Here is a 12,976-nt window from a genome sequence, read left to right on the forward strand (position 1 = left end):
GTCCAGGTGGGGCGGGTTCCTCCCGCCGGTCCCGTTCGACGCGCTGCGCTTCGGTATCCCGCCGAAGTCGCTGGGCAGCATAGAACCCGGGCAGTTGCTCGCCCTCGAGGTGACCGCGCGGGCTCTGCGCGACGCCGGCTACGACAACCGGCCGTTCGACCGGTCGCGCACGTCGGTGGTCTTCGGCGCCGAGTCCGGCGCGGACCTCGCCGCCGCCCACGGCTTCCGCTCGGCCTACCCGGCCTTCTTCGGGCCGGTCCCACCCGCCCTGGCCGAACGCCTGCCGACACTGGACGAGGACTCCTTCCCCGGCATGCTCGCGAACGTCATCGCCGGGCGGGTCGCCAACCGTTTCGATCTCGGCGGCGTGAACTACACGGTGGACGCGGCGTGCGCGTCCTCGCTGGCGGCGCTGGACACCGCCTGCAAGGAACTGGTCGGCGACACCTCGGACCTGGTGCTCTGCGGCGGTGTGGACACGCACAACAGCATCCACGACTTCATCCTGTTCTCTTCCGTCCACGCCCTGTCGCCGACCGGTCGGTCCCGCAGCTTCGACGCGGCCGCCGACGGCATCTGCCTAGGGGAGGGGGTGGCTGTCGTCGTCCTCAAGCGGCTCGCCGACGCCGAACGCGACGGCGACCGCATCCACGCGGTGATCAGGGCGGTGGCCGGGTCGAGTGACGGTCGGGCGCTGGGCATGACCGCGCCGAGCCGGGCCGGTCAGGTGCTGGCGATGGAACGGGCGTACGCGCGGGCCGGGATCTCCCCGGCCGACGTCGGCCTGGTCGAGGCGCATGCCACCGGCACGGTCGTCGGTGACAGCACGGAGCTCGCCAGCCTCACCGAGGTGTTCGCCGGCCACGGCGCTCGGAGGGGGAGCTGTGCCGTCGGCTCGGTGAAATCCCAGATCGGGCACACCAAGTGCGCCGCCGGGCTGGCCGGACTGATCAAGACAGCGCGGGCGCTGGCGGTCGGGGCGCGTCCCCCGACGTCCAACATCACCCGGCCGAACCCGTCCTGGGACGCCGGGAGCAGCCCGTTCTTCTTCGACACCGCCGCCCGGCCGTGGGCGGCGCCGGCGTCGCGGCGGCATGCCGGAGTGTCCGCGTTCGGCTTCGGCGGAACCAACTTCCACGTGGTGCTCTCCGCCTACGACGGCGCTCCCGAACCCACCCACGGGCTGGACGCTTGGCCCGCCGAACTGTTCGTCATCCGCGGCACCGACCGGGCGGCCGCCTGCCGCACCCTGGACCGGCTCGCCGAGCTGATCCGCGTCAACGACGGCGCCGGACGGCCCTGGAAGCTGCGTGACCTGGCCGCGACGGTGGCGGTCAAGCGCGGCGGGGCGGTGCGGGTGGCGTTCGTCGCGACCAGCCTGGACGAGCTCGCCGACCTGGTGAAGCGGGCCCGCGCGTTCACCCACGACCCGAAGGCCGGGATTTTCGTCGCCGGCGGCGACCGGGGCGTGGCGGGCCAGGCCAGGGCCGGCCGTGCCACGCTGGCCGGTACTGCGGACACGGCCCCGGCGCCAGCCGGGAAGCAGGGCACGGGCGGGGCGGAAGAAGAAGAGGCGGAAGAAGGGAAGATCGCCTTCCTGTTCCCGGGGCAGGGCAGCCAGCGGCCCGGGATGCTGGCGGAGCTGTTCGTGGCCTTCCCACGGCTGCGGCACCTGCTCGAACGCGGGGAGAAGTGGGTGCCGGCGATGTTCCCGCCGGCCGCGTTCAGCCGGGCGGACACCGACGCCCGGCATGCGGCGATCACCGACACCCGGACGGCGCAGCCGGTCCTCGGGATCGCCGGCCTCGCCATGCACGAGATCCTCACCGGCCTTGGCGTGCGTCCCGACCATCTCGGTGGCCACAGCTACGGCGAGCTGGTCGCCCTGTGCGCGGCCGGGGCCGTCGACATCGACGATCTGCTGCCGCTCAGCGAAGCCAGAGCGGCCGCCATCCTGGACGCCGCCGACGCCTTCGCCGCGGCCTCCGCGACCGCTGATCCCAGCGGTGCCCCCGCAACCGGCGTCATTGTCGGCCCTGCCGTTGGCGCCGATCCCACTCCCGTTGACGCCGACACCACTACCATTAGTAGCGACACTACTACCGCTAGTGGCGATATCGATCCCGTCACGGCTGACGCCGGCACGATGGCGGCGGTGTCAGCCCCGGCGTGGCGGGTGCGGGAGGTGCTGGACGCCGCGACGCCAGACCCGGTCGACGGCCCGGCGGGCCCGGGCGATGCCGTGATCGCCAACCACAATTCGCCGGAGCAGACCGTGATCTCCGGTCCGACCCCCGCGGTGGATGCCGCGGTGCGGCGCCTGGCGGCCGAAGGGCTCACCGCCAGGCGGATTCCGGTGGCGTGCGCCTTCCACAGCCCGGTGGTCGCGGCCGCGGCCGGGACGTTCGCCGCGGAGCTGGACAGGGCCACGATCATCCCGCCGTCGCGGCCGGTCTGGTCGAACACGACCGCGCGGCCGTATCCGGACACCGCCGACGCGATCCGGCAGACCCTCGCCGGCCAGGTCGCCCAGCCCGTCCACTTCGTCGAGCAGATCGAGGCGATGTACGCCGCCGGTGTACGGATCTTCGTGGAGGCCGGGCCGGGCCGAGTCCTCACCGGGCTCACCAGCAGGATTCTGCACGGCCGGCCGCACACGGCCGTCGCCACGGACGTCCCCGGCGAACACGGGCTGTGCCGGCTCCTGCTCGCGCTGGCGGAGCTGGCGGCCGCCGGTGTCGCCGTGGACACCACACCACTGTTCACCGGACGTGACGCGCAGGTGGTCTCGGCCGCGAACTGCCCGCGCCGGCCCGGCTGGCTCGTCGACGGCCACCTGGTGCGGACGTCCGACGGCCGTCACCTGCCGGGTGGGCTGGTTCCGGCGGACAGGCTGACCCGTCTGCCGGTCTCCGAACCGCCGTCGTGGGCCGCGTCTCCCGCGGTGGCGGAGCTGCCGACGGTGATCGTCCCACCGTCGGTCGGGAACACCGACGCCGCCGTGATCGAATTCCTGCGGACGACCCGTGAGCTGGTCGCCGCGCAGCGCGAGGTCATTCTGAACTACCTGGCCGCCGCCGACCGTACGTCGGCCCTCCCCCCGGCCGCTCTCACGCGTGCGGAGGCTGCCCTGCCACCGGGCACGCTCGACCACGTCCCGCTGTCGGATTCGCACGAGCATGGTCCGTTTCCGGCGGTGGACAACCACGTTGTGTCGCCAACGCCGGCCGACCATGCCGCGCCGCTGCCCGCCTCGGCCGATCAGCCCTGGCCGCCCGGCCAGCCCGTAGGCCACGGCGACGCCCCGGCCGTGGTGGTCTCCGAGCGGCCGGTGTCCCGGGAGCCGGACGTGGTGCTGGGCGCGGTGGTGGAGGTGATCGTGTCCGCGACGGGGTATCCGGCCGAGATGCTGGCGGCGGACCTGGATCTAGAAGCCGACCTGGGTATCGATTCGATCAAACGGACGGAGATCCTGGGCACGCTGGCGGAACAGCTCGGCCTCGGCCTGCCCACGGCCCGGGAAGCCGGTACTACCGAAGGCGGCGCGACAATGGATGTTGGCGCTGCCGGAGGCTGGAGAGCTGGCACTGCCGAAGCTGGCACTGCCGAAGGCAGCCTGGCCGACGAGGTCGTCGAGGAGCTCGCGGCCATCCGGACCATTCGCGGGATCGTCGAGTGGATCGTCACCCGCTCGGATGCCGGCCCCGCGGCGGACACGTACCCCGCGGCGGACGCGGGCCCTGCGACGTACCCGGACCCCGCCGCGAGCGTGGGCCCCGCCGTGGGCCCGGGAAACGCCGTGGGCCCGGGGTCCGGTCCGGAGCTCGCGGCCGTCCGGGGCCCCGTGACGATTCCGGGCAGCGGGATTGTTGTGGAGGCCGCGAGCGTCGCGGACGCGGGGAGCGGGCCAGCGGTCCCGGCGTCCGTGTCGCGACAGGCCGGCGGTCGGCCCAGCGAACGTTTCGTGCGCCCGCCGGGCCCGAGGGATCCCGCGGACTCGGCGGCCGCGTTGCGGCGCTTCGTCGTCGAGGTCGTTCCGCTGCCGTCGCCGGGCACCCTCCCCGACCTGCTTGCCCTTGCCGCGGCGGGCACCCGCCCCGGGCCGGGGCCGCTGGCCGGCAGCCGGTTCGCCGTGGTCGAAGGCGGCCTGGGTATCGGCCTGGCGCTGGCGACCCTGCTGGAGCAGCAGGGCGCGTCCGTGCGGATGTTCTCCGTGGACGACGCCTCGCTCGCCGACCAGCTTGCCGGCGGGTGCCGGGGCGGACGGTGTCTGGTGGGTGTCGTCCGTGGACCGGGACGCGCCACCGGCCCTGCCCGCCGCGTTCGTCCCGATCCGGGCCGCGGTTGCCGGCGGCACCCAGCGTCTGATCATCGCGACCGGTGGTGGGGGCAGCTTCGGTCGCGGGGTGGGCGACGAGCCCGGCCCAGCTGTGGGGATGGCCGGTTTCACGCGCACGCTCGCCCGGGAGGTGCCGGACGTGGTGGTCCGCGCGGTGGACCTCGATCCGAAGGAGGCGCCGACCCGGCTCGCCGGCTACCTGCTCACGGAGTTCCTCACGCCGGACGCCCCGTCGGTGACCGGCTACCGGCACGGCGTCCGGTCGACTCTCCGGGTGGTGCCGGCCGAGATCCCCGGTGCCGGTGCGCCCCCGGCCGCCTCGGTGGCTCCGGTGGGCCCGGCTGGCCCGGTGAGCCTGGCTGCTCTGACGCTCCCGGCCGCCGGGCCGTCGTGGGGCTGGCGGTGGCACGACGATGTTGCTTCCGTACCGCCGCCCCAGGCCGCCGGCGTGCTGGGGGAACTCGGCCCGAGCTCCGTCGTCCTGCTCACCGGTGGCGCGCGCGGGATCACCGCCAAGGTCGCCCTCGGGCTTGCCCAGGCCACCGGCTGCGGGATCGAGCTGATCGGCCGGACGCCGCTGCCGGCCGCCGCCGAGGATCCGGCGACGGCCTCCGCGGTGGACGCGCCTCAGCTGCGCCGCGCCCTGATCGCCGCCGGCCTGCGCCGGCTCACCGAGGTCGAGGCCCGTGTCACCCACCTGCTCGCCGAGCGGGAGGTGCGGGCCACCGTCGCGGCCCTGCGCGCGAGCGCGTCCTTCGTCCGCTATCACGCCGTCGACGTGCGGGATCCGGACGCGCTGCGCGCGGTCGTCGAGACGATCTACGCCGACCGTGGCCGGCTCGACGGGGTCGTCCACGGCGCCGGCGTCCGCGAGGACAAACTGCTGCGGGAGAAGACGGCGCGCTCGTTCGAGCGGGTGTTCTCGACCAAGGTCGACGCCGCCCGGACGCTGGTCGACGCGCTGCGGCCCGACCTCGGCTTCCTGGTGCTCTTCGGCAGCGTGTCCGGGGTGTTCGGCAACCGGGGGCAGATCGACTACGCCGCCGCCAACGACGCGCTCGACACCTGCGCCCATGCCTGGGCGAGGCGGCTGCGCGGCCGTGTCGTGTCCCTGGACTGGGGCCCGTGGGCATCGCCCGGCTCTGCGGGCCTTGCGGGCGGTGACCGGGAGGCGGCAGTGGCAGTGGCGGCAGGCGCGGGAGCCGGCGGGGGGATGGTCTCGGCGGAGCTGGCACGCGCCTACGCCCGACGGGCTATCGGGCTGATCGACCCGGACGCCGGGGTCGCCGCGGTCCTGCGCGAGCTGGCCGCCGACGTGGACGACCCGCAGGTGGTGTACCTCTCCGGCTCCCTGGACGCCTTCGATGCCGGGATCTAGGGCGGGCGGGCCCGGCGGGCCGCCGGACCCGGGCGCGGGCATCGCGATCGTCGGGATGGCGGCGGTGTTCCCGGGCGCCGGTGACCTCGACACCTACTGGCGCAACATCCTCACCGGTGTGGACGCCATCCGGGACATCCCGCCGCAACGTTTCGACCCGGAGTTCTTCCATCCGGATCCCGGCCCTGGCTCCGGCTCTGGTCCCGATCTCGGTCCCGATCTCGGTTCCGGTCCCGACCCCGGTTCCGATGGCGGTTCCGAGGCGGCCGGGGAGCGGATCCGCTGCCGGCGCGGCGGGTTCATCGAGGAGTTCGCGACCTTCGACCCGACCCAGTTCGGGATCATGCCGCTGGCCGTGGACTGGGCCGAGCCCGACCAGCTCATGGCCCTGCGGGTGGCGGCCGAGGCGATCGCGGACGCCGGTGGCGTGGACGCGCTCGGTGACCGAGGCCGGACCGGGGTGGTACTCGGCCGCGGTGGCTACTTCGCCTCCGGGATGGCCCGACTGGACCAGCGGATCAAGGTTTCGACACAGCTGGTCACCAGCCTGTCCGAGCTCGTCCCGACGCTCACGGCCGAGCAGTTGGCCGGGGTGCACGCCGCGTTCACCGAAACGCTCGGCCCGCGGCGCCCCGAGGCCGCGATCGGGCTGGTGCCCAACCTGGCCGCGTCCCGGATCGCCAACCGCCTCGACCTGCGCGGCCCGGCCTACACGCTGGACGCGGCCTGCGCGTCGTCCCTGATCGCCGTCGAGACGGCCGTGCGCGAGCTCGTCGCCGGCCGGGCCGACACCATGATCGTCGGCGGTGTGCACCTGGCGCAGGAGGTGACGTTCTGGAGCGTCTTCTCGCTGCTGCGGGCGTTGTCGCCGAGCTCGCGGATCCGTCCTTTCGACCGGCGGGCCGACGGCATCCTCATCGGTGAGGGAGTCGGCATGGTCGTCCTCAGGCGGCTGGCCGACGCCGAACGCGCCGGTGACCGGATATACGCGGTGATCCGCGGCTGCGGCTCGGCGAGCGACGGGCGGACGTCGACGCTGCTGGCGCCGGCGTCCGACGGGCAGGTGCTCGCCGTCGAGCGGGCCTGGGCCGACGCCGGACTGGACCCGAGGGCACCCGGCGCGCTCGGCCTCGTCGAGGCGCACGGGACCGCGACCCCGGCCGGGGACGCGGCCGAACTGGCCACCCTCCGGCAGGTCTTCGGCGCCGACGCGGGGGCTGGTGCGGGGGCCTGGGGGGGAGCGCGGCCGATCGGTGTCGGCTCCGTCAAGTCCATGATCGGGCATACCATGCCGGCGGCGGGCGCCGCCGGGCTGATCAAGGCTGCGCTGGCGCTGCATCATCGCGTACTGCCGCCAACCCTGCACTGTGAGCAGCCGCATCCGGCGTTCGCGGGCACCCGGTTGCGGCCGGTGGCAGAAGCCGAGGCCTGGGACGTCGACGACGGTGTGCCGCGCCGGGCCGGGGTGAACGCGTTCGGTTTCGGCGGGATCAACGCGCACGTGGTCGTCGAGGAGGCGCCAGCGCCGTCGAACGCGCCGTCGCTGGCCTTCCCGGCCACGGTTCCGGTGCCGGTCCCGGTCATGCTCCCGGTCCCGCCTCCAGGCGCGGCCGCGGCCGCACCCCTGGCCGTGACCACGGCGGCTGTGCCCCCGGGCGCAGGCGCGCTCCCGGCCACTGTCCCGCTTCCGGTCCTGGCCCCGGTGGCGGCGGCCCCGACCACGGGGCCGTCCACGCGCTCGGGCGAGCGACCCGGCGGCGAGCGGGTACTGCTGTTCGCCGGGACGAGCCCGGCGGAGATCGCCCGCGCGCTCGCCGTCCCCGACCAGGAGCTGCTGGCGCGAGACGACACCGCCGCCCCGCCCGAAGGCGGGCCCTACCGGCTCGCGATCGTCGCGCCGGACCGGCGCCGGCTGGCGCTCGCCCGCACGGTCGTCGAGCGCGGTCGGCCCTGGCGCGGCCGCAACGACCTGTGGTTCACCGGCTCACCGCTGCTCGGCGCCACCGCCGCGCCGGACCGGACAGCGTTCCTGTTCTGCGGCCTGGAGGACAACTTCCACCCCCGGGTGGACGACGTCAGCGCGCACTTCGCGCTCACCCGCCCACGGCACCTTTCCGCCGGAAACCTCGGCCCGGCCGCCGCTGGAACGGGCGGCTGGGGCGAGGCGCTCGGGGAGCACGGTGTCGCCAGCGTCGAAGTGGGCCGTGTACTCGACACGGCGCTGCGCCGGCTGGAGATCTTCCCGGACCTCGTCGGCGGCCACAGCATCGGCGAGTGGAACGCCATGATCTCCGCCGGGATGATCGACGACGAGGATGTGGACAGGTTCATCGCCTCGTTCGAGCCGTACTCCCTGGAGGTGCCGGGGGTGGCCTTCGGCGCGCTCGGGTGCGGTGCGGACATGGCCGCAGCCACCATCGCGGACCTTCCGGACGTCGTGGTCTCGCACGACAACTGCCCGCATCAGTCGATCGTCTGTGGGGAGGAGCGCAGCGTCGAGACCGCCCTGCAACGGCTGCGCGGCCAGGGCGTGCTGGGCCGGATCCTGCCGTTCCGCTCCGGTTTCCACTCTCCGTTTCTCTCCCCGTTCCTGGCGAAGGTCCGGGCCGACGTGGCCAGCATCCCGATCCGCACGCCGACGGTGCCGGTGTGGTCGGCGACGACGGTCGCGCCCTACCCCGACGACCAGAACGGGATCCGGGAGCTGACGGTGCGCCATCTGCTGGAGCCGGTCCGGTTCCGCCAACTCGTCGAGCGGCTGTACGCCGAGGGCGTGCGGGTCTTCGTCCAGGTGGGGGTGGGCAGCATCGCCGGCTTTGTCCAGGACACGTTGCCGGGCCGGGAACACCTGACGGTCGTCACGAACACCCCGAAACGCCCGGGCATGGACCAGCTGCGACGGGTGGTCGCCGCGTTCTGGGTCGAGGGCGCCACACCCCGGATGGACCGGCTGTCGGCCATGAGCACGCCGGCGACGATCCCGCTCCCGATCCCCGGGCCTCAGCGGCCATCGTCATCGCCATCGTCACCGGTGCCATCGCCGCTGTCCCCGCTGTCATCACCGTTGTCACCGTCAGCCGCTTATGGCGGCCAGGAAGAAGCAGTCGACGACGGACAGCGGTCGTCCCAGCAGACGCACCGTGGCCAGCCGATGTTGCTCAACCTGGGGCCCCACTGGTTCGCCTCGGCGAGCGGGCGGCGTCGCTGCTGCCCACGACCCTGTTCCCGGGCCCAGCCTCGATCTCATCCCCGGCCCTGGATCCGGACTCGGACTCGGCTCTGAGCCCGGACAGGAAGCTGGCCCTGCCCCCGGATCCGACCCTGGATCCAGCTTCGGATCCGAACCTGGCTCCGAACCAGAATCAGGACCCGAATCCGGAGCCGCCCCCTGCCTCGGATTCGGCCCTGGCAGCGGATCCGAACTCGATCCCGGAGCCAGTCCTTGTCCCGGATTCGGACTCGGCCCTGCCGTCGGAGCCGGGCTCGCGCCTGGCCACCACCCTGGAGCCGGATCTGGCTCTGCTCCCGGATCCGGCTCTGGATCCGGATCCAGCCCTGGATCCGGTCTCGGCGCCGGTTCTGGCGGAGCCGGAGCGGGAACCCTCGGTTGCCGGGCTGTCCGCCCGTCCGATTCCTTCCGCGACGGCCCACGAACGCCGGCCGCTGACAGCGCGGGAAAGACGTGATCGGGCGGTCAGCGCGCATCCGGCCGGTGGACACGGCAGCACCGGCAATCCGGTGCTCGCCGAATTCGACGCGCTGGTCGCCGAGACCAACGCGATGGTCTCGGCCGTGTTGGCACACTGGACGGCCAGCGCGTCCGCCGCCGGGAGCGGCGCGCGTGGCGCCGGGAGCGGCGCGCCTGTTGCCAGGACGAGTGCGTCCGCTGCCGGGACCTCCGCCGCCGGGAGCATCGCACCCACCGTCAGGGGCGGCGCGTCCGATGCCAGGGCGCGGGTGTCGGCCGCCGTCCAGAAGGCACCCGCCGGCCCGGCCACCGCTGCTCGTACAGGGCACGGCGGACGCCCGACGCCGCCTGCGCCCGCTGTGCCGGACGCGCCCGCTGTGCCGGCCGGATCGTCAGCCGGGCCGCCGGGCCGGCCAGCCGGAGCGGCGGGGCCGGCGGTACCGCCGGGCGGGCGGGACGTCCGGCAGACGCGGCGCACGCTGTCGATCGAGACGATGCCGTACATCATCGACCACTGTTTCTACCGGCAGCCGCCGGGGTGGCCGCATCTCGCCGACAGGTTCCCGGTGGTCCCGATGACCACCGTGCTGGAGATGATGATCGGCCAGGCGCGGGCGGCCGTGCCCGGCCGGGTCGTCGTCGGCGTCACCGACGTCCGGGCCCTGCGTTGGCTGGCGATCGAGCCGGCGGTCGAGGTGACCATCACCACGACCGTCCTGCCGGCCGTGGCCGGGCAGGACGCGACGGGCGCGAACGCGAGCGCGGTCCGGGTGAGCATCGACGGGTACGCGCACGGCACGGTCATCCTCGCCGACGCCTTCCCGCCGGGGCCGGCACCGTCGGCAGAGCCCCTGCCCGAGCCGCGTGACGACACACCGCTGGACGGGCCGTCGATCTACCGTGCCGGACGGCTGTTCCACGGCCCCGGCTATCAGGGGCTGGTCACGGTCGGACCGGTCTCCCCCGGGGGCGTCCACGGGGAGCTTGTCGTGACGAGCGCGCCCGGCCCGCTGCTCGACGCCGCGGGCCAGCTGTTCGGCTACTGGCCGCGGGAGCATCTCGCCGCGGACTGGCTGCTGCTGCCCTCGGCTCTGCGCGGCGTGCGCTTCTTCGGCCCGCACCCGGCCGTGGGGGAGCGGCTGACCTGCACGGTGTGGATACGTGACGTCCGGGACAGCGCCGTCACCGCCGATCTGGAGGTACGCGCCGCGGACGGCACGGTGTGGGCGTGCGTCGAGGGCTGGACCGACCGCCGGTTCTCCCAGGACGAGCTGATGTGGGCGATGCTGCTGCGGCCGGCGCGCAACGCCATCGCCGAACGGGCCGCCGGCGGCTGGGTGCTCGCCCGGGAGCACTGGGCGGACACCGCCTCCCGCGAGCTTGTCACGCGCTACCACCTCGACACCGACGAGCGCACCATCCTGGCGGCGAAGCATCCCAGGGCCGCGCGGGAGTGGCTGCTCGGGCGGATCGCGGTGAAGGACGCCGTCCGCCACTGGCTGTGGGACAGCGGCGTCACCGACGTGTGGGGCATCGAGATCGGTGTGTCGGACGAGGACTCCGGGCGCCCGGTGATCGACCGGTTGCCGGCGCGTGCCGGCGTGCCGGCCACACCCCCGCGAGTTGCCTTGGCGCACACGGCGCTCCTCGCGGTGGCGGTCGTACATCCCGACGGTGCGGTGGGTATCGACATTGAACGGGTGACGCCGCTCCCGGCAGGGGTAAGGGCAGGGACGGAGATGGAGGCGATGGCGCTCACGGACGCCGAGCGCGCCCTGCTCGCCGAGCTGGCCGGAGCCGACGCCGGCCTGCGGGCCCTGTGGCTGGCCAGGTTCCGGGCCGCCAGGCAGGCCGCGGCCAGGGCCGACGACACCGGTCAGGCGAGCTGGCCACGGCGGTTCGTCGTCGAGGGGGTCACGCCTGGTCATCTCCGGGTGCGGACGGACGACCAGGAGCCGTCGCGCGCCCGCTGGGTCGCGCACCAGTCGATCAGTGCGCTCGGCGAGCCCCTGGACGACCATGGCCATCCGCTGGGTCATACGCTGGGCGATCCGTTGGGTGATCGTCGTTCCGTCGCGGGCAGCGCCGCTGGTCGTCACTCCGTCGACGGCCCTGAAACTGGTCATTACTCCGTCGGTGGCACTGACGTTGATCGTTACGTTGTGGCGTGGACCTCGCCCGAGGTCGAACAGGCGGCACGGGAGAACGAAGGAGCGTGGAGATGACGGCCAAGCCCCTGACGACCGGACACCCGACGATCGGACACCCCGCCACATCCGGTCCTGCCGTATCCGGCTCCGCAGCATCCGGTGAAGCAGCATCCGGTGAAGCGGGATCGGGTGCGGTGGAAGTGACCGCCTCTGGCGTCGAGAGGGCCGCGGTCGAGGAGCGGATTCTGCGTGAGGTCGTGGCGCTGCTGCACGACGTCATCGGCGACGAGTACGTGATCGACTGCGAGATCGACCTGTCGACGTCGTTCAACACCGACCTGGAGCTGGAGAGCATCGAGTTCGTCGCCCTCGCGGACCGGATGCGGCAGCATTACGGCGACACGGTCGACTTCGTCGGCTTCCTCGCGGATCGGAACGTCGACGAAGTGATCAACATGCGGGTCGGTGAGGTCGTCTCCTTCATCGCCGACTGCCTGACGCCGCCCCAGCCGTCCGAACCGTCCCAGCCGCCCCGGTCGTAGCGATGCCCGAGGTCCTTGCCAACGGCGTCCGCCTGCACGTCCAGCGGCTGTCGCCCAGGGGTGGCCCGCGGCCCGGAGCACCGGTCGTCGTCATGGTGCACGGCATGGTCATGGACAACCTGTCCAGCCTCTACTTCTCGCTCGGGACCAGCCTCGCCCACGCCGGCGCCGACGTGATCTGCTACGACCTGCGTGGTCACGGCCGCAGCGAACGGACACCGGACGGCTACGCCATGACGGACGCCCTGGCGGATCTGTCGGGGCTGCTCGACGCGCTCGGCGTTGACGGTCCCGTCCACCTGGTGGGCAACAGTTACGGGGCGACGATGGCCCTGTCCTACGCCCTGGAGCACGCCGGGCAGGTGGCGAGCCTCACCGTGATCGAACCGCCCTTCCTTGTCGAGGGCCTTGGCGCCCGGATGGCCCGGTCGCTGGCGCGGGTGTCGGCCGGGCTCGACGACGCCGAGGTCGAGCGGTGGCTGGAGCGCTCCGCCGGGCGGGCGGTCAGCCGGATCGCCCGCGGTGCCCAGACCCTGCTGCGGGAGACCTCGATCGCCAGGGACATGCTCGCCACCGAACCGTTCTCCCCGCGGCGGCTGGCCCGCCTGAACGTCCCCGTGCTGGCGGTCTACGGGGCGAACTCCGACATCGCCGACCACGCCGAAGGGCTCGCCCGGCTCGTGCCGGACTGCACCCTGATCGTCCTCGCACACCACACCCACGCGGTGCTGCGAGAGGCCACCGACTACCTGCGCGTCCTGCTCAGATGGTGGCTGTTCGAACCCGGCACCCCGGTGCCGCCCTACGCCGACACCGCCGGGCGGCGGTTCGAGACCCCCGACTGGGTGACCCGGATGGTCCCGCCCCCGGACCTCAACC

Annotated in this window: 6 protein-coding genes; all 6 read left to right on the forward strand. The window is 73.6% G+C overall.

The genetic code is table 11. The annotated features are described in order from the left end of the window. Positions 1-5,503 (forward strand): type I polyketide synthase (locus CM1CMNOD_RS24335; protein ID WP_431307074.1); only part of this gene is annotated, 5,503 nt, incomplete at its 5' end. 13 nt (positions 5,504-5,516) lie between these two features. Continuing rightward, on the forward strand, positions 5,517-5,717 hold the full coding sequence (locus CM1CMNOD_RS22850; RefSeq protein ID WP_237703192.1) for a hypothetical protein: 201 nt from the start codon (positions 5,517-5,519) through the stop codon (positions 5,715-5,717). Then, on the forward strand, positions 5,704-9,000 hold the full coding sequence (locus tag CM1CMNOD_RS05970; RefSeq protein ID WP_083828167.1) for a type I polyketide synthase: 3,297 nt from the start codon (positions 5,704-5,706) through the stop codon (positions 8,998-9,000). Before CM1CMNOD_RS22850 ends, CM1CMNOD_RS05970 begins: the two co-directional genes overlap by 14 nt. 455 nt (positions 9,001-9,455) lie before the next feature. Continuing rightward, positions 9,456-11,630, forward strand: coding sequence for a polyketide synthase dehydratase domain-containing protein (locus tag CM1CMNOD_RS05975; RefSeq protein WP_083828168.1), 2,175 nt, complete (start codon positions 9,456-9,458; stop codon positions 11,628-11,630). 125 nt (positions 11,631-11,755) lie between these two features. Beyond that, positions 11,756-12,097 (forward strand): phosphopantetheine-binding protein, encoded by a 342-nt coding sequence (locus tag CM1CMNOD_RS05980; RefSeq protein WP_237703011.1) that lies wholly within the window; start codon positions 11,756-11,758, stop codon positions 12,095-12,097. 2 nt (positions 12,098-12,099) lie between these two features. After that, positions 12,100-12,976 (forward strand): alpha/beta fold hydrolase (locus CM1CMNOD_RS05985; protein ID WP_131773883.1); only part of this gene is annotated, 877 nt, incomplete at its 3' end.

The sequence above is a fragment of the Protofrankia symbiont of Coriaria myrtifolia genome (assembly GCF_900634755.1).
In the GTDB taxonomy this organism is placed as follows: domain Bacteria; phylum Actinomycetota; class Actinomycetes; order Frankiales; family Frankiaceae; genus Protofrankia; species Protofrankia coriariae.